We start from the raw sequence: 19,637 nt of genomic DNA, 5'->3' as shown, positions 1-19,637 counted from the left end.
CGCCAAACGCTAATGCTTAATTTTTCGGCGAAAAAAGAGAGCAAGACATATGATAAAAATCATATTATCAATGAATGTTAAAAAAGCAGCCTCGCTCTTGGCCCTTCACGCGCCCAAACATACGAGGAAGCGTGCTGTCCTTACTGTTCAACGATCGAAATAACATTCCCGGTTCGCAGATCTACCCGCGCAGAGACAGTCTCTTTGACTATGCCACCAAAGGCGTTGGTGCCACGGAATGTGGTATCTATCGTGGCATGCGGATCGTCGGTCAGAACCAGATGATACCGTGTGGAGAGGTGTTTGTAGGAAGAATCATCATGCATGTCGGCTTTGATCATGGCCTCTAACGGACGATAAGCCCCGTTCCAACCGCTAAAATTATCCTGGAATGTATCGAAGTTGATGCGTTTTGCCAGCATCTCAGGACTGGAACGGTATTCAGTGACACACCAGTTCGCTATCACGCCAAACGGTGTGTCACCCTGCGTGGTGTAGCTGTTCTGGCTCACGCAGGCATAAAACCCCTCTTCTGACGCAACGGGCACCTGACGATATGCCATATAAGCAGCCACAATCTTGTGTCGCGTATCCTTACGCTCCCTACGATACTCGGTAAGGGTTTTATCAGCATATTTGAAAGGCGGCGGGGAGACATCCGCATTCTGCGGCTGATCCTGTTTTTTCACAACGGCCGGACTGCGGTCGGCCGGTAGCAGGATGGCATTGATTACGCAGAGGCCCAGAAAACCGCCCAGATAAACGGCACTGGCTTGCTTACGACCGGGCATTTTGACCAGCGAGGGTTTAATCAGGCCAATAAAAAAGGCCACAAACAGAATAAATGCGATTAAAGAAAGAAAAGTGCTCATCGTTATCCTTTTGACTGTATATATCCATTAAAAAACAATGTCATATTATCAGAAAATAAGATCTAATTAGGGAGTAATTCACTCTCATGCGCCAGCATCGGAAGAGACGTGGCGGTCGTCTTTATTCTGCCGGCAGGATTCTTTCTTAGCATCCGCTCGCTGACCTCTCCGCGTCTGAAGCAGATCATCCGGTAAATACCGTGTACACAATCGCCTTTCAAGAAGTGCAGTTATCCCGGGTATGCAATATGATAGATGATTCATTTTGCAGTGACTTCAATCCGATGCAGGCCAAATGCATCGGTCTTCTTAAAGGGAGTTTTTTGATGAAAGAAAATAAGCACGTCAGCAAATTCGAAGCAAACCATCTCAATCCTGGTGAAGCCGTTCTGCAGTGGGGAGAAGGCTATATCGGCAAAGTGATGGGACAGGGTAAGGACAAACAGCACAACGGTGTACTGATCGTTACGGGCCAGCGAGTGGCATTCTACCGTAAAGGTTTTCTCGGCGAGGTGATTGAGACTATCCCGTTAAAATCCATTACGTCGATTGAACGCAAGTCCACGCTGGGTCACCGGGTCATTCGGATCCATACTTCCCACGACGATCTGGAATTTAAGATGTTCAGCAAGGATGCAGAACTCGCCCTGATTGAGGCGATTGAAGCTGGCCGCGGAGTGAAGACGGAAACACCAATAGCCGAACCGGCTATGACCCATCAGGATCCCTATGAGCAGCTCAAAAAGCTTTCCGAACTCAAAGAGAGCGGGATCATTTCGGAAGAAGAATTCCAGGCAAAAAAAAGCAAATTAATGGAGCTGATTTAACGTTCCTTCCTCCGGGTTAACAGGGGAAATTATTGGATTCCGCAGCCAATTCATCGGAGAACGGTTTTTGCTATCTTAATCGCCCTCGGCCTTGCTGGTCGGGGGCGTTTGTTGCCTCACGCCGTAATAGCGGTCCGCGGGAGCGATGTCAGCACCATTTTCTCCACGCCGTGAACCTCACAAGATATCCCTCGGACATATCAGTACTCTGGCAGTGAAGGTTTCTCTTTCCGTGCCTGTTTTGACACTTTCATTTTCAGCTGCCTGTCACCTGTGCCATTGGTGAGGGTTTTGCACATCTATGGTGCACAGTTTTTGTCTGCACGCCTGCAAAAGTGAACGAAATGTAATAATCACCTCACACAACCGTTAACGGAAGATTGTTTTTTCGTCAGAATTTACGCTAAATATCTCCCCGTCAGTTGGGCCAAACGAAGCGCACCAAAACGGTGCTTCACTTTGGTGCAATAAAGCCTCATTGCCCCATTTATTGTGCAATGCATGACATCATCCCCTTTGCAAAACAATAGCTTGTAAAGTTGGCACGATTTTTTCATTGTGCCACCTGTTCTCGCAGGGGATCGCCCCGTGGATATAAAAGGAAATGCTATGAAGTCTGTATTAAAAGTTTCACTGGCTGCACTTACCCTGGCTTTTGCAGTGTCCTCTCAGGCTGCCGACAAACTGGTTGTGGCGACCGACACGGCGTTCGTTCCGTTTGAATTCAAACAGGGTGATAAATACGTTGGTTTTGATGTGGATCTGTGGGCCGCTATCGCAAAAGAACTCAAGCTGGATTACACCCTGAAGCCTATGGACTTCAGCGGCATCATCCCGGCACTGCAAACCAAAAACGTTGATCTGGCACTGGCAGGCATCACCATTACCGATGAACGTAAAAAAGCGATCGACTTCTCTGACGGCTACTACAAAAGCGGCCTGCTGGTGATGGTCAAAGCCGATAATAACGACGTAAAAAGCGTGAAAGATCTCGACGGCAAAGTGGTGGCTGTGAAGAGCGGAACCGGTTCTGTTGATTACGCTAAAGCAAATATCAAAACCAAAGACCTGCGTCAGTTCCCGAACATCGACAACGCGTACATGGAACTCGGCACCAACCGTGCTGACGCTGTTCTGCACGACACGCCTAACATCCTGTACTTCATCAAGACAGCCGGTAACGGTAAGTTCAAAGCCGTTGGCGAGTCTCTGGAAGCGCAGCAGTACGGTATCGCGTTCCCGAAAGGCAGCGACGACCTGCGTACGAAAGTTAACGGCGCGCTGAAAACGCTGAAAGAGAACGGCACCTATAACGAAATCTACAAAAAATGGTTCGGCACCGAGCCTAAATAATAAGACGTAAAAATGACGTTCACTCGGGGGCGACCTTTCGCCCCTGCTATTTTTGAAACACGGTAACAGTAACAGGAAATTATCATGCAGTTTGACTGGAGCGCCATCTGGCCTGCCATTCCTATCTTGCTTGAAGGCGCTAAAATGACCCTGTGGATTTCGGTCCTGGGTCTGGTTGGTGGGTTGATTATCGGTCTTGTCGCCGGTTTCGCCCGCACCTACGGCGGCTGGATCGCAAACCACATCGCACTGGTTTTCATCGAAGTGATCCGCGGCACGCCTATTGTCGTGCAGGTCATGTTCATCTACTTCGCCCTGCCTATGGCGTTCACCGACCTGCGCATCGACCCGTTCAGCGCAGCCGTCGTCACAATTATGATCAACTCAGGCGCCTATATTGCGGAAATCACCCGCGGTGCGGTGCTGTCGATTCATAAAGGTTTCAGTGAAGCCGGTCTGGCGCTAGGTCTTTCTCGTCGCGAAACGATCCGCCACGTTATTCTGCCGCTGGCGCTGCGTCGCATGCTGCCGCCGCTCGGTAACCAGTGGATCATCAGCATTAAAGATACGTCGCTGTTCATTGTTATCGGCGTGGCCGAGCTGACCCGTCAGGGGCAGGAGATCATTGCTGGCAACTTCCGCGCGCTGGAAATCTGGAGTGCGGTAGCCGTTGTCTACCTGATCATTACTCTGGTTCTGAGCTTCGTTCTGCGTCGTCTTGAAAGAAGGATGAAAATCCTGTGATTGAATTTAAAAACGTTTCCAAGCACTTTGGCCCAACCCAGGTGCTGCACAATATCGATCTGAACATCAAGCAGGGTGAAGTGGTAGTGATTATCGGGCCTTCCGGCTCCGGTAAATCCACCCTGCTGCGCTGCATCAACAAGCTGGAAGAGATCACCAGCGGCGATCTGATCGTCGACGGCCTGAAGGTAAACGACCCGAAAGTGGATGAGCGTCTGATCCGTCAGGAAGCGGGCATGGTGTTCCAGCAGTTCTACCTGTTCCCGCACCTGACGGCGCTGGAAAACGTGATGTTTGGCCCGCTGCGCGTGCGCGGTGCCAGCAAAGCGGCAGCGGAAGCGCTGGCAAAAGACCTGCTGGCGAAAGTCGGCCTGGCAGAACGTGCGCACCACTACCCTTCCGAGCTGTCTGGCGGTCAACAGCAGCGTGTGGCGATTGCCCGCGCCCTGGCGGTCAAACCGAAAATGATGCTGTTTGATGAGCCAACCTCTGCGCTTGACCCGGAGCTGCGTCACGAGGTGCTGAAAGTCATGCAGGATCTGGCGGAAGAAGGGATGACGATGGTGATCGTAACCCACGAAATCGGCTTTGCTGAAAAAGTGGCGTCCCGCCTGATCTTTATTGATAAAGGCCGTATCGCGGAAGACGGTAACCCGCAGGAATTGATTGCGAACCCGCCGAGCCAGCGTTTGCAGGAGTTCCTGCAGCACGTCTCCTGATCCATCGCTTTACGCTAAGCCGGGCATGCCCGGCTTTTTTACGCCAGATTGTTCCCAAAAATCCCCCTCCTCGCCCCGACTTCTATACTTATCATTTTGTTCGACATTTTCACCGGAGGACGCCGTGCCGTGGATCCTGTTGCTGTTGATTAGCCTGTTTAGTGCGCCATCGTTCGCCGTCGCGATCCCCGGAGTGACCACCGGCGCCCCTGCCGCCCAGCAAAGTACGCCACCTCCGGAACCCGATGTTGAACAGAAAAAAGCCGCCTACAGTGCGCTTGCCGACGTCCTTGAAAACGACACCTCCCGGCAGGAGCTTATTGGCCAGCTGCGCAAAGCCGCCGCCACGCCGCCGCAGGAGTCGGTGCCAACCCTAACCCCTCCTCAGGTTGAGGAGCAAAAAACGGTGCTGGAAAACGTCACCGACGTGAGCCGCTACTATGGGGAAGCGCTCTCCTCGCGCTTCGCTCAGCTTTACCGCAACCTGATTGGCTCACCGCATAAGGCATTTAATCCGCAAACGTTTACCGCCGCCGCCACGCAGTTCCTGATGCTGGCGGGTGCGGTATTTCTTTTTTACTGGCTGGTGCGCCTGTGCGCGTGGCCGCTGTACCGCAAAATGGGGCAATGGGGACGCAGGAAAAATCAGCATAAAAGCAGCTGGCTGCATCTGCCGTTGATGATCGCCTCAGCGTTTATCATTGATTTACTGCTGCTGGCGTTGACGCTGTTTTTAGGCCAGATGCTGGCCGACAGGCTGAATGCAGGCAACAAAACCATCGCCTTTCAGCAGTCGCTTTTCCTGAATGCCTTTGCCCTGATTGAGTTCTTTAAGGCGCTGCTGCGGTTACTCTTTTGTCCGCACGTGCCGGAGCTGCGTCCTTTCTCCATTCGGGATGCGACCGCGAAGTACTGGGCGCTGCGCCTGAGCGTGCTCAGCGGGCTGATTGGCTACGGCCTGCTGGTTGCCGTGCCGATCATCTCCAACCAGGTGAACGTCCAGTTTGGCGCGCTGGCAAACGTCCTAATCATGATCTGCATTACCGTCTGGTCGCTGTATCTGATCTTCCACAATAAAAAAACCATTACCCAAAGCCTGCTGAATCTGGCCGATCGCTCCCTCTCGTTCTTTAGCCTCTTTATTCGCGCGTTCGCCCTGGTGTGGCACTGGCTGGCAAGCGCTTACTTCATCGTGCTGTGCTTCTTCTCGCTGTTCGACCCGGGCAATAGCCTGAAATTTATGATGGGGGCGACGTTCAAAAGCCTGGCTATTATCGGCATCGCGGCGTTTGTGTCGGGGCTGCTGTCGCGCTGGATCTCGAAAACCATCACCCTGTCGCCGCAGGTCCAGCGTAATTACCCGGAACTGCAAAAGCGGGTAAACGGCTGGATGTCGGTATCGCTCAAAGTGGCGCGCATTCTCACCGTCTGCGTGGCGATTATGCTGCTTCTGAATGCGTGGAGCCTGTTTGATTTCTGGAACTGGCTGCACAACGGTGCGGGTGAAAAAACGGTTGATATCCTGATTCGCATCGCGCTGATTTTGTTCTTCTCCGCCGTCGGCTGGACGCTGCTGGCGAGCCTTATTGAGAACCGCCTGGTATCGGATATTCACGGCAGGCCGCTGCCCAGCGCCCGGGCAAGAACGCTGTTAACCCTGTTCCGTAACGCGCTGGCGGTCATTATCAGCACCATCACCATCATGATCGTGCTGTCGGAAATCGGCGTGAATATCGCCCCACTGCTGGCGGGTGCCGGTGCTCTGGGGCTGGCGATCTCCTTCGGGTCGCAAACGCTGGTGAAGGATATTATTACCGGCATCTTTATCCAGTTTGAGAACGGGATGAACACGGGCGATCTGGTGACCATCGGACCGTTAACCGGCACCGTGGAGAGGATGTCCATCCGTTCGGTTGGCGTGCGTCAGGACACCGGGGCCTACCACATCATCCCCTGGTCTTCGATCACCACCTTCGCCAACTTTGTGCGCGGGATTGGTTCCGTTGTGGCGAACTACGATGTGGATCGCCACGAGGATGCGGACAAAGCGAAGCAGGCGCTGCGCGATGCGGTAGAAGAACTGATGCTGATGGAAGATATTCGCGGGCTGGTGATCGGAGAGCCGTCATTTGCCGGCATCGTCGGGCTGACGAACACGGCCTTTACCCTGCGCGTGTCGTTCACTACCCAGCCGCTGAAGCAGTGGACGGTACGCTTTGCGCTCGACAGCATGGTGAAGAAACACTTCGATCTGGCGAACGTGCGGATGCCAGTACAGACTTATCAGGTATTGCCGCCACCCGCATCGCCGCTCCCGCCGCAGGAGCCGACGCTGTAACCGAGCCGGGTGGCGGCTTCGCCTTACCCGGCCTACGACGGAGTGCTATTTGCGACGTTTGTTATTGTCCATAAACGTCCAGGCAATAAAGCGGCTCTGTTTCTGGCCCTGCGCCATCTCTTTTTTCACCACTTTTACGGCGCCCGCTTCGGTCAGCGCGTGGTAGAGCGGCGGCAGGTTATCACCGCGGGAAACCAGCGTAGTAAACCACTTCACCTGACGGCCAAACTGTTTGCTTTCCGCAATCATGCGAAGGATAAACGCCACTTCGCCCCCTTCACACCAGAGCTCCTGCTGCTGACCACCGAAGTTCAGCGCAGCATCTTCAGCCTGACCCAGGTTACGGCGCTTGCGCTCGCTGCCCGCACGGGCCGATGCCGCCGAATCATGGAACGGCGGGTTGCACATCGTGGCGTCATAGGTTTCGTTTTTGTGAATAATGCCGTTGAAGATCGACCCTGCATCTTTCTGACGACGCAGGCGAATGGCGCGGCTCATTCCCGGGTTAGCGCTGATAATCGCCTGGGCGCTGGCAAAGGCCTCGTCACCGATTTCGCTTCCGGTAAAGCGCCACTGATATTCATGCGCCCCGATCAGCGGGTAAATCAGATTCGCCCCGGTGCCAATATCCAGAATGGTGGCCTGCGGCGGAACAACACCCTCATTGCCTTCGGCAAGAAGGTCGGCAAGGTGATGAACGTAATCCGCGCGGCCCGGCACAGGGGGACAGAGAAAGCCTTCCGGAATATCCCAGTGAGCCACACCATAGAAATGCGCCAGCAGGGCTTTGTTCAGCATTTTAACCGCCTGCGGGTCAGCAAAGTTGACCGAGGGCTCACCCGCTGGGGTCTGAACCAGGTAGTCCTGCAGCGGCGGGCAGCTCAGGCATAACGCGTTCATGTCGTAGCGGCTGCGGTGGCGATTTCGCGGGTGCAATCCCGGCTTTTGGGCAGTCATGGCATTCTCCTTTAAACAGCGGCGTAAGATACCCTTTGCTGGCCCAACGGTAAATCTTTCTCTGCGGCGCTCAAAAACTCGCCACAAATCAAACACCTTTATGTCTATGATTCGTCAGCGAATTGTCAATTTATATCGTTCAAAAAATAAGCAGATCATCATCAAATATTTGCGCTAAGTCACACTCGTCAGGCTTCTAAACTTAAAGGGAATCACCTGTTGTTTCCTCATGAGGATGTGATTATGAAAAAGTACCTGACCCTTGCTGTTATCGCCGGCGTTCTGGCGACCGCTTCATTTTCTGCCATGTCCGTTCAGTCGCTGACCGAGAGTAACGATACCAGCCAGCTGCGTCCAGCAGGCACCGTTTCGGTAAGCCGTGCCAGTAACCTTGACGATCTACAGGCTAAGCTCGCCGAAAAAGCCCGTCAGGAAGGCGCAAAAGGATTCGTGGTAAACTCCGCTGGCGGAGATAACCATATGTACGGCACTGCGACCATTTATAAATAACCGACCTCTTCTATAATATAAGACTGCATCTGCCCAACGGATGCAGTTCTCTTCTCCCTTCGCCTTGATTGTTCATTTTTTAACCCCATAGTAAACGTATGGCCTAAACCTATTTCAGGAGGACGCTATGGCTTCCGGCTGGGCAAATGACGACGCTGTTAACGAACAGATCAACAGTACAATTGAAGATGCGGTTGCGCGTGCCCGCGGTGAAATTCCGCGCGGCGAAAGCTTAACGGAATGCGAAGAATGTGGAGACCCCATTCCGGAGGCGCGCCGAAAAGCCATTCCCGGCGTACGGCTTTGCATTGCCTGCCAGCAGCATAAAGATTCAAAAAACGCATCACACTCGGGATATAATCGCAGAGGTTCGAAAGACAGCCAGTTACGTTGACTTTGCTTTACCGAAGCTAACCGAGTGCACGCGTTCCTTTACGCTCACGGTTTTTAGCCAGACGCGTAGCAAAACGTGCCCTTCGTATCGCTTCTGTAAAGCGCCCCCGCAAGAAGTGTAAAGGGGTGCTTTGAATTTATTAATATTCAATAAGTTATTTGTCATTCAATTTTTTTGAGCAACCACGTCAATTCTCTTCGATTTTATCACTCGCAAAAAACCGTGATACTTATCACATCGACGGAACATCGTCCCCTTAACAGAAACACCTGCGAGAGATTAATTATGAAAACCATCAAATATGCTGTAGCTGCTGTTGCCCTGTCCGCTCTGTCTTTCGGCGCTTTCGCCGTAGAGCCTGTCTCTTCTACTCAGGCACAGAACATGAACAAAGTTGGTGTGGTAAGTGCTGATGGCGCCACCACGCTGGACGGTCTGGAAGCCAAACTGGCTGAGAAAGCCGCTGCTGCCGGTGCAAGCGGATACACCATTACTTCCGCTAACGGCAATAACAAGCTGAGCGGTACCGCGGTTATCTACAAATAATCGCCTGAACGAATGCTGTCCCCTCGCCAAACCCTCTGGTGAGCTGCTCCAACCCTCATTGACCCTGTTGTTTGTTACCCTTGCTTGCCCGTCCGCCACTGGACGGGCTTTTTTTTGTCTAAAACGCCTGCGCCACGCGTTCAAGCCCGGCCTGAATGTATTCCACTTCTCCGGTTGCCAGCAAACAGCAGGCCATCTGCAGCTTGATTGAATGCGGAACAGGAACATTTCCGGCAAGACACTGCTCAATCCAGTGGGCTGTAGTATGGGGGTCTTTTGCTTCAGGCAATATCACACCGGTATTCTCTTCCCCGCGTTCCAGAATGGCGCGCGTACCTGCAGAATCAATCAGCATCACCTGCGGGCAGCGCTGCGGGTTGGCATAAACCTCGCCTTCAGTGCCGTGCATCAGCAACGCTCTTCCGCCAATTGCCTCAAAGAACTGCCCCACGCGCGCCACGTATTCCGGGTGCGAGACGCTGGAAAGACGCAGAGCGGCATCTTCGCCAAACGGCGTGGCCAGTTTCGCCAGCGTGTGCGCGCTGTTGCGCACGCCCATGCGCCAGCGCATATCGAGCTGCTTTTCCAGCGGCGGGCAGAGTGTGCCGACCGGGATATAAACAGGCTGATGGCCATCCAGCTTCGCCTGCGCCTGGCCGGCATGACGCGTGGGCTCAACGCCCAGCATCCCGAAAATGGTCTCCGTCAGCACGCGGGTGGGATCTTCGCTGACGCCGTGCACCACCACCGGGAACCCCAGCTTGTGTAACAAGATAGCGAGCAGCGGGGTTAAATTTGCCTGCTTGCGCGCGCCGTTGTAGCTCGGGATGACGATTGGCATGGGTTTAGCCACCGGCGGCGTTAAGCGCAGCGTTTGCGCCTGCATGGCATCATAGAAGCCGCGCATCTCCGCTTCCCCTTCGCCTTTAATACGCAGCGCAATAAGGATACCACCCAGCTCCAGCTCAGGTACCTCGCCGTTAAGCATGCGGGTATAAAGCGCACGCGCGGTTTCATGGTCCAGGTCGCGGGCATGGTTTTTCCCGCGCCCTACCTCTTTGATAATTTTGCGATAATCCACGACATTCCTCCTGACAGCCTTATCTTGTTAACAATATAGCCCTGATGATGTCGCCGCTGTTAGTTTTTTTGCCCACCCTGCGGTTTTTTATAATCAATTGTTTTATTAAGAAAAATTATTTTGCAAGAATTAATTGAATTATTTGGAAGCCGCGCGGGACCTTTTCCGACCTGAATTTTCTGATTAAATACTCAGCGGTGAGTAGTTGAGACATAACTTCGAATAATGCGGGATGCAGAGGTCGAAAGGAGAAACATACAGGTTTAAATATGAAAAAAGTGACTTTAGGTTTACTCATTGCTGCCGCTTTGGGATGCTCTGCATCTTCTTTCGCAGCATCCACCGGTGAAGGGCAAATTAACTTCACAGGTGAAATTATCGATTCCGCCTGTCAGGTGGTTAACGGCTTAAGCAGTCCGCTGAATGTTGCGCTGGGCAAAGTCTCCAAAACAACGTTTACCGGCGCAGGCTCTACCAGCACCTTAACGAAATTTGACATTCAGTTAAAAGACTGCCCGGAAACGGTCACGTCTGCAGCCATCAATTTCGGTGGTACGCCCGACGCGGATAATAATACCACGCTGGCCTTGACCCCGGGTGCGACGACGGCAACCGGCGTGGCGATTCAGCTGGTTGATTCTTCCGAACAGCCCGTCAGTTTATATACGCCTTCGAAGCAGTATCCTTTAGCTGCTGGCACGACGGTAAATAATCTGGAGTTTGGCGCACGTTATATTCAGACTCAGGCATCGATCACTGCCGGGCAGGCTAACTCAGCGTCTACTTTTACCGTTATTTATAACTGATACGATCAATAAGGAGATATTCGCCTTCACGCGAAGGCGAATATCTCCTCTTTCTTTGAGACAGATTTATGCGACACAGTTATTTATTAAGCGCACTTTTACTGACCGCAGTAACAGCCCATGCAGGTGTAATAATTAATGGCACCCGACTGGTTTATCAGGGAGAGAAAAAAGAGTCTTCGATTGGGATTTCCAATCCGGATGATATTAACTATCTGGTACAGTCCTGGGTGGATACCGGTTTGAAAAAAGGCGGTAAAGCACCGTTTCTGATTACCCCGCCTCTGTTCCGTCTGAACGCTAAAGAAGATAACGTGCTGCGCGTGGTGCGCACCGGCGGAAATATGCCAGAAGATCGCGAGTCGTTATACTGGTTAAATATTAAAGCCATTCCTTCTTCAAGCCATGAACAGGGCGTTAATACATTACAAATAGCCATCAATACCCGTATTAAATTGCTGTATCGCCCTGCATCGATTAAAGGCAAACCCGAAGAAGTGGCAGATAAACTGGAATGGCACCGCGAAGGCAACGATCTGGTGGTAAACAACCCCACGCCTTTCTATATGAATTTCCAGAGCGTAACGCTGAACGGCCAAAAAGTGGCAAAAGCGACCTGGGCTGTGCCTGATACCTCTACCCGCTTTGCCCTTCCGGCAAATATGAACGGTAACACCGTAAACTGGTCGGTCATTAACGATTACGGAAGCATCAGTAAAACCTGGTCTGCATCCGTTCGTTAATACTCTATTTGACGCCTGGATAATCATGTACAGCACAACTAAGCCGCTATTCCGTCGACTGCGTGAAAGGCTGCCCACTTTTTGTGGGATAGCGGTGACATGCTGCGCGCTGCAGGCCCACGCTGATGATTATTTTAACCCTGCCCTGCTGGATATTGATAATCCAGAGCAGGCAAAGACCGATCTCTCTGTATATGAAAACGGTCCCGGTCAGGCACCGGGTAAATATCAGGTCACGATGTTCGTCAATAACAATAAAGTCGACACACGTGACGTCCTTTTTACATTACAAAAAGATGCGCAGGGAGATAATTCTCTGCAGCCTTGCCTGAGCCTGGATGAATTAACGCATCTGGGTATCAAAACCAAAGATTATCCAAAGCTGGCGGCAAAAGGAGAATGCGCGGATCTGAGCGCTATCCCTTCGGCCTCGGCGACTTTCCGCATCAAAAACCAGCAGCTATTGCTGAGTATTCCCCAGTCGGCGCTGGGCCAGGTGCCTCGCGGCTATATCGATCCGAAAGAGTATGACGAAGGGATCACCGCGGGCATCCTGAACTATAGCGTTAACGCCAGCCAAAGCCACGCCCGTCAGCAAGGGGAAGCGGACAAAAGCAGCCAGTTTATTAACCTGCGCCCCGGCTTTAACACCGGTGCCTGGCGCGTGCGTAATTACAGCACCTGGAACCACAATTCGAACGGCGGTCAGGATGACGGCAAGCTGACCCCGGTCTATACCTATGCCCATCGCGATATCGTGGGGCTGAAGAGCGAGATGACCGTGGGTCAGAGCAGCACCCAGGCCGACGTTTTCGACAGCGTCTCTTACACTGGTGCACAACTGGCTACCGAAAGCGACATGCTGCCGGACAGCGAGCGCGGGTATGCCCCGGTGGTTCGCGGCACGGCGCACAGTAACGCCCAGGTGGTGGTTCGCCAGAATGGCTACGTTATCTATCAAAACACCGTGGCCCCAGGCGCGTTTGAGATTAACGATCTCTACCCCACCGGCAGCAGCGGCGATCTGAACGTCACGGTAAAAGAGACCGACGGCAGCGAGAGTCATTTCGTGGTGCCGTTTGCCTCCGTGCCGGTTCTGCAGCGGGAAAAGCACCTGAAGTACAGCGTCGCGGCAGGGCGCTACCGTTCATACGATAAAGAGGTTGAGAAGACCCCTTTCGCCCAGGGCAGCGCCATCTATGGCCTGTCACATGGCGTCACCGTTTATGGCGGTACACAGCAGAGTTCGCATTACCACTCCACCGCGCTCGGGGCGGGGAAAAACTTTGGTGACCTCGGCGCGTTCTCCGTAGACGTTACCCGCGCCAAAGCGTTACTGAAAAAGCGCAAAACCCGCAAAGGGCAATCCCTTCGTCTGCGCTACAGCAAAAATTTTACCGCGACCGGCACTAGCTTCTCGCTGGCGGGTTATCGCTACAACAGCAAAGGCTTTTACACCCTGCAGGACACTATGGAGTCCTGGACCCGTGCAAACGACTGGTCCGCTCCACAGCAGCGCCGCGCGCGGGCGGAGGCCACCATCGACCAGACACTGGGCGACAAGTGGGGGTCGCTGACGCTGAGCCTGGTGAAAGAGAGTTACTGGAGCCAGAGTCAGGATATGACCTCACTGAGCGTTAACTACAACAACAGCTGGCACGGCGTGAGCTATAGCCTGAGCTACAGCGTCAATAAAAACAGCGACGACACTGACGAGGACGGTAAATCCATCAGCTATGACCGACAAATCGGCCTCAACGTGTCGGTTCCGCTCGACCGCTGGCTGCCTGACACCTGGGCAAACTACAGCCTGAACAACAGTAAAGACGGCACCACCCACAACCTGGGCCTGAATGGTACCGCGCTGGAGGGGGACAAGCTGAGCTGGAACGTTCAGCAGGGGCTGGACAGCGCCAATAACAACAGTTCCACCAGTATGAATGCGGATTACAAAGGCACCTACGGTGAAGTGCGCGGCGGCGTAAGTCAGGACAGCCATCAGCACACCGTGAACGCCGGGATCCAGGGCGGCATCGTCGCCCACTCTGACGGCATCACCTTCGGCCAGACCCTGGGCGAAACCGTGGTGCTGATTAAAGCGCCGGGCACACATGGCACGCACGTTGCCAACCAGACGGGCGTGGAAACGGACTCTCGCGGCTATACGCTGGTGCCGTTTGTCACGCCGTGGCGTCACAACCCCATTTCACTGGACACGGAGACACTGCCAGAAGATGCCGACGTCACGCACGCCTCGCAGACGGTCACACCGTCACGCGGCGCGGTAGTTCGCGCCAGCTTTGATACCCGCGTGGGCAAACGCGTCTTAATGACGCTGGCCTGGAAAGACAAACCGCTGCCCTTCGGCGCAACGGTCACCACGGAAGATAAGAGCAGTGAATTTATCGTCGGCAACGACGGCCTGGTGTATCTCACCGGCCTGCCGCAGCACGGACGCCTTTTCGTTTCCTGGGGCAAGGAGGCGAGCGAGCATTGTGTCGCCGATTATGCCCTGATGCAGGAGAAGGATGACACCAACATTATTAACGCTGCCGCGCAGTGCCACTGATTAACACCGGACCGATCATAATGCAGATAGCAAAATCGTTTTTCTTACTTGTCGTTCTGACGACGGCAGCACTTTTTATGCCGCACGCGAAGGCTTCTTGCCAATCGCCGAGCCTGCCCGCGCTGCTATCGTTAGCGTCTATTTCAGTGCCCACCAGCCTGCCCGTGGGGTCGACCATTCCGGGAACTGAACGCAGTGTCCACATAGCGGGAAACTGTTACTCCGCGCCGGATGCGGGTCAGCCAATCATCGCGTGCTACAACGGCTTCGGCAAAGAGATACCCGGGATCCCCGGCGTCTATGAAACAGGCGTTGCTGGTGTCGGCATCTCGCTAAGAAATGATAAAGGACAGCGCGTGACCGGCGCGGCGGACCAGGTTTGTTCGGCGAACATGCCCGTAGGCCAGGTCTCCGGTACGATAAACAGCGACTCTACCATCCCCTTTAGCTTTGACGTGACGCTGGAACTGGTAAAAACCAGCGAAACCGTGGCTTCGGGCGCACTGACGATGAGCAATACGCAATTCAACCTTGCTGTTGCACGCATTGAGGCCCTGGGTGACCCTAACACCATCTCTTACTCAGGCAATGTCCAGGTAAAAGCTGTGACCTGCACTGTGTCACCCAAATCCCTGACTATCATACTGGGTGATTTTCCGGTGAGCCGTTTTACCGGGGCAGGAACCGTGGTCTCCCAGTCGGTATTCAATATCGGCATGCTCTGCGATCGGGATGTTCAGCCGGAAATGATGATCGCCAGCGCCAATGGATATGAAACGAATTTTCCCGGCGTGATCAAATTAACGCCGGAAAGCGGCGTGGCGACCGGCGTCGGGGTGAAAATGCTCTTTAACGGTCAGATACCTGCTTTCGGGCAATATATGAATACCTTTACCACCTACGCCAATATCCAGTCGCAATATCCCTTCAGCGTCTCTTACGAACAAACCAGCGCGGAGGTGACCCCCGGAACGGCGAATGCCGTCGCAACCATTACGGTGGCCTACAAATGAAAACCTTATTAGCCCTTTTACTGCTTGGAGTAGCCAGCCAGAGCCTGGCGGAGGAGATTCAACTCGATATTCGCGGAAACATTTACGCCAACGCCTGCCAGGTGGACAGCGCCAGCCAGAACCTGACGGTCAATCTGGGCAAAGCGAACACCGGCGATTTTAAGGACGTGGGCGATACCGGACAATGGAGATCATTCGACTTAACCCTGTCGAAATGCCCAACCACTGCCGTGCTGGCCACGGCCACCTTTCACGGTCAGCCGGACAGCATTCATCCGACTAAATTCGCCAGCAGCGGAACCGCGAAAGGACTGGCGCTGGAACTTGCCGACCCGCAGGATCAGATCTCGCTTGCCCCGGACGCCAGCTTCAGCGTATTGATCAACCAGAACGATCATACGGCGGATTTCCCGCTGGCCGCCCGCTATTACGCTACCTCATTGCCGGTCACGGCAGGAACCTTCAGCAGCGTGGTGCAGGTGACTTTTATTTATCAGTAGGTCTGCGCCCCTTGGCACGGACGCTTTTCTTACGCACGGCGGTGAGTTTGACCGGCTGTTTTTTTACCTCAGGCACCTCCGGCTGTTCGATCGGGAAGATCGGCAGCGCGTTCAGAAGCCGTTGGCCGTAATTTTTGGTGAGCAGACGTTTGTCATAAATCACCACCTCCCCCCAGCAGCCGTGGCTACGAATCAGACGCCCGACCTGCTGAATCAGGTTAAACGACGCCGCAGGTAAACTCTGCACCTCAAACGGATAGCGGTTGAGGCTTTTCAGCCACTCGCCTTCGGTGATCACCACCGGGCTGTCGATAGGCGGGAAGGCGATTTTATGGATATGCACCTGCGTCAGGTAGTCCCCTTTCAGATCCAGACCTTCAGCAAAGGACTGCAAACCCACCAGCACGCTGCGCTCGCCGCTATCAATGCGTTTACGGTGGGTTTCCACCAGCCGGTAGCGCGGCTGATCCCCCTGCACCAGCAGGAGTAAACGCAAATCGGTGACGTGTTCCAGAAAGCGCTGCATCGCCCGCCCGCTGGCAAACAGCACCAGCATACCGGGGTATTTTTTACTCTCGACCTGCTCGCGGAAGTAGGCCGCCATCTCCGCAATGTGCTGCTCTTCGTTGTCGATAAGCGGCTCGAATTTCATGCGCGGAATGACCAGCTTGCCCTGCTCGCAGTGGTTAAACGGCGAGTCCAGCGCCACGAAACGGTCGCCCGCTTTCTCTTTTAGCCCGCTCATCTCCTGCAAACGAGAAAAACTGTTCAGGGAGCGCAGCGTGGCAGAGGTGACAACCACGTGCGGCACGCTGCGCCAGATCAGCTTTTCCAGCTGATCGGCCACGCGGATGCCCACGCAGTGGAAAAAGAGATGGACCTGCCCGTCCCGCACTTCGCGGGTGGCCCATTTGGTGACCGGTGCGCCGGACGCCTGCGCCATCGAGGCCAGCCGCCAGAGCTTGCTCTGGGCTTCGAACATGCCCAGCGCGCGGTTCATCTGCAGCAGAACGCGGTGCAGACGCACCACGTCATGCGAGCCCGTTTTCTCGCTGAGATCGTTTAAGAACATCTCCGCCAGCCCGCGCAGCTTTTCCAGATGCTTCGCCAGCTGCTGGCAGATCTCCATCACCTCTTCCGGTAGCTCACCCATCGCAAAGCGGTGTTCAGCTTCCTGGGTTGCCGGAAGATAAAGATTCAGGATGTTGTTCAGCGATGAAATGAGGCTATAGACCTCTTCACAGTGGTCGCTCAGCCGCTCCGGCACCGCCAGCGGCGGCGTGGTTTTCGGACGGAATTGCTCCATGCAGGTCGCCACCAGCTTGCAGAAAAGATCCAACTGCAGGCGGAACCACGGGGCGGTAATTTCTGCGCTCATCTCCAGCGCGTCCCGCGCTACGTCCGGCAGATGGTGTCCTTCGTCGAGCACCAGCAGCAGGTTTTTAGGCTCCGGCAGCACCGCTTCGCTCTCCAGCGCCGCCATCACCAGCGCGTGGTTCGCGACCACTACCTCCGCCTCCTGGATCTCACGCCGGGCGACAAAGAACGGGCACTCCCGGTAGTAGTGACAGTTGCGGTTCAGGCAGCTCGCTTTGTCGGTGCTGAGCCTGCGCCACAGGTCGTCGCTGATGGCCTGGCTGGTGTGATCCCGCAGGCCGTCCCACTTATAGCCGTCGAGCTCGGCTTTGAGTTTTGCACACTGCTCCTGCTCGGCCTTATTGTTTGGCGTCAGCTCGTCGTCCAGAAACGCAAGCAGATCCTGCTGATTCGGCTCGCTGCTGGCCAGCGCCGCCAGGTTACGCGGGCACACGTAACGCCCGCGACCAAAGGCGGCCGTAAACCGCAGGTCAGGGATGATTTTGCGCAGCAGGGGCAAATCTTTGCTGAAAATCTGGTCCTGCAAGGCCACGTTGGCGGTGCTGACCACCAGCGTTTTATCCTCTTCCCGCGCAATCGCGATGCCGGGAATGAGATACGACAGGGTTTTCCCGACGCCGGTCGGGGCTTCAATCGCCAGATGTCGCCCGTCGTCCCCGGCGAGCGTTTTTGCCACGTCGGCAATCATCTGCCGCTGCGGCGCTCGGGGGATAAAGTCGGGGATCTGCTGTTGTAGCGCCTTATACCATGCGCCAATTTGCGCCTTGAGCGCAGCGGTTAAAGCCATTGGAAAACCTGAAATACTGTATAAACAGCCACTATTGTGGCACTTTCTCTTCGCTGCCGCAAAAAGAAAAGCCCGGCTTTACGACCGGGCTTCCAGATTACTGCGGGTTAGCAGGCTTGCGCGGGCGGCGTCGACGCTGCCCTTCCCCTGCCGGTTTCCCTTCGCCGCTGCGCCACGGGTTTTCACCCGCTGGTTTGCTGTCGTTGTTACGACGCGGCGGTTTGCCGGATGATTTCGGCGCGCCACCTTCGCTACGACGCGGCTGCTGACCGCGACCGCCGCCGCCCTGACCGCGACCGCCCTGACGACCGTTCTGAATCGGCTCGGCCTTGATCGACGGGTCTACTTCGTAACCCGGGGTTTCGATGCGCGGGATCTCTTTCTTCAGCAGGCGCTCGATGTCGCGCAGCAGCTTGTGCTCGTCCACGCAGACCAGAGAAAGCGCTTCACCGGTTGCCGCCGCGCGGCCGGTACGACCGATACGGTGAACGTAATCTTCCGGCACGTTTGGCAGCTCGTAGTTCACCACGTGCGGCAGCTCTTCAATATCCAGGCCACGGGCGGCGATGTCGGTCGCCACCAGCACGCGGATGTCGCCGGATTTGAAGTCCGCCAGCGCACGGGTACGCGCGCCCTGGCTCTTGTTACCGTGAATGGCGGCGGTGCGGATGCCGTCTTTATTCAGCTGTTCCGCCAGGTGGTTCGCGCCGTGCTTGGTGCGGGTAAAGACCAGCACCTGCTGCCAGTTACCCTGGCCGATCATCTGGGAGAGCAGTTCCCGCTTGCGCTTTTTATCCACAAAGTGAACGTGCTGCGTCACCTGTTCGGAGGCGGTGTTGCGGCGAGCCACTTCCACTTCCAGCGGGTTATGCAGCAGCTTTTCCGCCAGCGCCTTGATTTCGTCGGAGAAGGTCGCGGAGAAGAGCAGGTTTTGACGACGCGCAGGCAGCTTGGCCAGCACGCGACGAATGTCGTGAATAAAGCCCATGTCGAGCATGCGGTCGGCTTCGTCCAGCACCAGAATTTCGATGCTATCAAGCTTCACCGCGTTCTGGTGTTCCAGATCCAGCAGACGGCCCGGCGTTGCTATCAGCACGTCCACGCCGCCGCGCAGCTTCATCATCTGCGGGTTAATGCTTACCCCGCCGAAAACCACCAGAGAGCGAATGTTGAGATAGCGGCTATAGTCACGCACGTTCTCGCCAATCTGCGCCGCCAGCTCGCGGGTTGGGGTCAGGATCAGCGCACGGACAGGACGACGGCCTTTGGCATGCGGCTGGTTTTTTACCAGCAGTTCCAGCAGCGGCAGGGTAAAGCCCGCGGTTTTGCCGGTACCGGTCTGGGCGCTCGCCATCAGATCACGACCCTGAAGAACTGCGGGGATCGCCTGCTGCTGGATTGGGGTTGGCTCAACGTAGCCCTGCTCTGCGATCGCGCGCAGAATTTCCGGGTTCAGGCCAAGGGAATCAAAAGACATAAAAACTCCGAACCGCCCCGACCA

Annotated in this window: 18 protein-coding genes; 13 read left to right on the top strand and 5 right to left on the bottom strand. The window is 54.9% G+C overall.

From position 1 onward, the window contains the following. Positions 1–140: 140 nt before the first annotated feature. A complete protein-coding gene (locus NUX24_RS00945) occupies positions 141–872 on the bottom strand; it encodes a hypothetical protein (RefSeq protein WP_126328081.1) in 732 nt (243 codons plus the stop codon). A 326-nt stretch (positions 873–1,198) separates the two neighbouring features. Here NUX24_RS00945 and NUX24_RS00940 point away from each other — a divergent pair, with 326 nt between their 5' ends. From NUX24_RS00940 to ybiO, 5 genes are all read left to right on the top strand, one after another. Beyond that, positions 1,199–1,699 (top strand): SHOCT domain-containing protein, encoded by a 501-nt coding sequence (locus NUX24_RS00940; RefSeq protein ID WP_029740617.1) that lies wholly within the window; start codon positions 1,199–1,201, stop codon positions 1,697–1,699. A 609-nt stretch (positions 1,700–2,308) separates the two neighbouring features. Beyond that, positions 2,309–3,052, top strand: coding sequence for a glutamine ABC transporter substrate-binding protein GlnH (gene glnH, locus NUX24_RS00930; RefSeq protein WP_013097464.1), 744 nt, complete (start codon positions 2,309–2,311; stop codon positions 3,050–3,052). A gap of 84 nt (positions 3,053–3,136) precedes the next feature. Further along, positions 3,137–3,796 (top strand): glutamine ABC transporter permease GlnP, encoded by a 660-nt coding sequence (gene glnP, locus NUX24_RS00925; RefSeq protein WP_014169254.1) that lies wholly within the window; start codon positions 3,137–3,139, stop codon positions 3,794–3,796. Then, positions 3,793–4,515, top strand: a complete 723-nt coding sequence (gene glnQ, locus NUX24_RS00920) for a glutamine ABC transporter ATP-binding protein GlnQ (protein WP_059310721.1) — start codon at positions 3,793–3,795, stop codon at positions 4,513–4,515. Before glnP ends, glnQ begins: the two co-directional genes overlap by 4 nt. Before the next feature lie 124 nt (positions 4,516–4,639). Further along, a complete protein-coding gene (gene ybiO / locus NUX24_RS00915) occupies positions 4,640–6,853 on the top strand; it encodes a mechanosensitive channel protein (protein ID WP_257829332.1) in 2,214 nt (737 codons plus the stop codon). Positions 6,854–6,898: 45 nt separating this feature from the next. Here ybiO and rlmF read toward each other — a convergent pair whose 3' ends face one another. Then, positions 6,899–7,810: a 23S rRNA (adenine(1618)-N(6))-methyltransferase RlmF gene (rlmF, locus tag NUX24_RS00910; RefSeq protein ID WP_257829329.1), complete on the bottom strand. Its 912-nt coding sequence runs from the start codon at positions 7,808–7,810 to the stop codon at positions 6,899–6,901. 243 nt (positions 7,811–8,053) lie between these two features. Here rlmF and mcbA point away from each other — a divergent pair, with 243 nt between their 5' ends. The 3 genes from mcbA (at position 8,054) to ybiJ (ending at position 9,260) form a co-directional block, all read left to right on the top strand. Beyond that, positions 8,054–8,320: a DUF1471 family periplasmic protein McbA gene (gene mcbA, locus NUX24_RS00905; protein WP_126328078.1), complete on the top strand. Its 267-nt coding sequence runs from the start codon at positions 8,054–8,056 to the stop codon at positions 8,318–8,320. A gap of 127 nt (positions 8,321–8,447) precedes the next feature. After that, positions 8,448–8,714 (top strand): DksA/TraR family C4-type zinc finger protein, encoded by a 267-nt coding sequence (locus NUX24_RS00900; RefSeq protein ID WP_047650645.1) that lies wholly within the window; start codon positions 8,448–8,450, stop codon positions 8,712–8,714. A 285-nt stretch (positions 8,715–8,999) separates the two neighbouring features. Then, a complete protein-coding gene (gene ybiJ / locus NUX24_RS00895) occupies positions 9,000–9,260 on the top strand; it encodes a DUF1471 family protein YbiJ (protein ID WP_023310874.1) in 261 nt (86 codons plus the stop codon). 118 nt (positions 9,261–9,378) lie between these two features. On the opposite strand, the gene ybiB is transcribed toward ybiJ, so the two are convergent. After that, positions 9,379–10,341 (bottom strand): DNA-binding protein YbiB, encoded by a 963-nt coding sequence (gene ybiB / locus NUX24_RS00890; RefSeq protein WP_257829325.1) that lies wholly within the window; start codon positions 10,339–10,341, stop codon positions 9,379–9,381. Between the two features lie 269 nt (positions 10,342–10,610). On the opposite strand from ybiB, the gene NUX24_RS00885 reads away from it, so the two are divergent. The 5 genes from NUX24_RS00885 to NUX24_RS00865 all read left to right on the top strand — a co-directional run bounded on the left by NUX24_RS00885 (position 10,611) and on the right by NUX24_RS00865 (position 15,972). After that, positions 10,611–11,147: a fimbrial protein gene (locus NUX24_RS00885; protein WP_257829322.1), complete on the top strand. Its 537-nt coding sequence runs from the start codon at positions 10,611–10,613 to the stop codon at positions 11,145–11,147. Positions 11,148–11,215: 68 nt separating this feature from the next. Continuing rightward, positions 11,216–11,890, top strand: a complete 675-nt coding sequence (locus NUX24_RS00880) for a molecular chaperone (protein WP_047650643.1) — start codon at positions 11,216–11,218, stop codon at positions 11,888–11,890. A 25-nt stretch (positions 11,891–11,915) separates the two neighbouring features. Beyond that, positions 11,916–14,459: a fimbria/pilus outer membrane usher protein gene (locus tag NUX24_RS00875; RefSeq protein ID WP_257829318.1), complete on the top strand. Its 2,544-nt coding sequence runs from the start codon at positions 11,916–11,918 to the stop codon at positions 14,457–14,459. Positions 14,460–14,479: 20 nt separating this feature from the next. Beyond that, positions 14,480–15,472: a fimbrial protein gene (locus tag NUX24_RS00870; RefSeq protein ID WP_047650673.1), complete on the top strand. Its 993-nt coding sequence runs from the start codon at positions 14,480–14,482 to the stop codon at positions 15,470–15,472. Beyond that, positions 15,469–15,972, top strand: a complete 504-nt coding sequence (locus NUX24_RS00865) for a fimbrial protein (RefSeq protein ID WP_126328074.1) — start codon at positions 15,469–15,471, stop codon at positions 15,970–15,972. The genes NUX24_RS00870 and NUX24_RS00865 overlap by 4 nt, the downstream gene beginning before the upstream one ends. Here the strand turns inward: NUX24_RS00865 and dinG are convergent. Beyond that, positions 15,959–18,136 carry an ATP-dependent DNA helicase DinG gene (gene dinG, locus NUX24_RS00860; protein ID WP_257829313.1) on the bottom strand — a complete coding sequence of 726 codons (2,178 nt, stop codon included), beginning with the start codon at positions 18,134–18,136 and terminating at the stop codon, positions 15,959–15,961. The genes NUX24_RS00865 and dinG overlap by 14 nt on opposite strands. Before the next feature lie 97 nt (positions 18,137–18,233). Beyond that, complete coding sequence (gene rhlE / locus NUX24_RS00855) at positions 18,234–19,613, bottom strand: ATP-dependent RNA helicase RhlE (RefSeq protein WP_257829310.1); 1,380 nt, start codon at positions 19,611–19,613, stop codon at positions 18,234–18,236. Positions 19,614–19,637 lie beyond the last annotated feature (24 nt).

Origin of the sequence: Enterobacter sp. HG048, assembly GCF_024702055.1 — a bacterium.
Lineage (GTDB): Bacteria > Pseudomonadota > Gammaproteobacteria > Enterobacterales > Enterobacteriaceae > Enterobacter > Enterobacter dykesii.
The sequence above is the reverse complement of the archived record's forward strand: the minus strand, read 5'-3'. Positions and strand labels throughout refer to the sequence as shown.

What these genes read in the sequence shown, in the direction of transcription:
- NUX24_RS00870 (WP_047650673.1), top strand. Translation starts at nt 14,480, where the DNA reads ATGCAGATAGCAAAATCGTTTTTCTTACTTGTCGTTCTGACGACGGCA.
- NUX24_RS00940 (WP_029740617.1), top strand. Translation starts at nt 1,199, where the DNA reads ATGAAAGAAAATAAGCACGTCAGCAAATTCGAAGCAAACCATCTCAAT.
- NUX24_RS00880 (WP_047650643.1), top strand. Translation starts at nt 11,216, where the DNA reads ATGCGACACAGTTATTTATTAAGCGCACTTTTACTGACCGCAGTAACA.
- ybiJ (WP_023310874.1), top strand. Translation starts at nt 9,000, where the DNA reads ATGAAAACCATCAAATATGCTGTAGCTGCTGTTGCCCTGTCCGCTCTG.
- NUX24_RS00875 (WP_257829318.1), top strand. Translation starts at nt 11,916, where the DNA reads ATGTACAGCACAACTAAGCCGCTATTCCGTCGACTGCGTGAAAGGCTG.
- glnP (WP_014169254.1), top strand. Translation starts at nt 3,137, where the DNA reads ATGCAGTTTGACTGGAGCGCCATCTGGCCTGCCATTCCTATCTTGCTT.
- NUX24_RS00865 (WP_126328074.1), top strand. Translation starts at nt 15,469, where the DNA reads ATGAAAACCTTATTAGCCCTTTTACTGCTTGGAGTAGCCAGCCAGAGC.
- rlmF (WP_257829329.1), bottom strand. Translation starts at nt 7,810, where the DNA reads ATGACTGCCCAAAAGCCGGGATTGCACCCGCGAAATCGCCACCGCAGC.
- NUX24_RS00945 (WP_126328081.1), bottom strand. Translation starts at nt 872, where the DNA reads ATGAGCACTTTTCTTTCTTTAATCGCATTTATTCTGTTTGTGGCCTTT.
- NUX24_RS00885 (WP_257829322.1), top strand. Translation starts at nt 10,611, where the DNA reads ATGAAAAAAGTGACTTTAGGTTTACTCATTGCTGCCGCTTTGGGATGC.
- glnH (WP_013097464.1), top strand. Translation starts at nt 2,309, where the DNA reads ATGAAGTCTGTATTAAAAGTTTCACTGGCTGCACTTACCCTGGCTTTT.
- rhlE (WP_257829310.1), bottom strand. Translation starts at nt 19,613, where the DNA reads ATGTCTTTTGATTCCCTTGGCCTGAACCCGGAAATTCTGCGCGCGATC.
- dinG (WP_257829313.1), bottom strand. Translation starts at nt 18,136, where the DNA reads ATGGCTTTAACCGCTGCGCTCAAGGCGCAAATTGGCGCATGGTATAAG.
- NUX24_RS00900 (WP_047650645.1), top strand. Translation starts at nt 8,448, where the DNA reads ATGGCTTCCGGCTGGGCAAATGACGACGCTGTTAACGAACAGATCAAC.
- mcbA (WP_126328078.1), top strand. Translation starts at nt 8,054, where the DNA reads ATGAAAAAGTACCTGACCCTTGCTGTTATCGCCGGCGTTCTGGCGACC.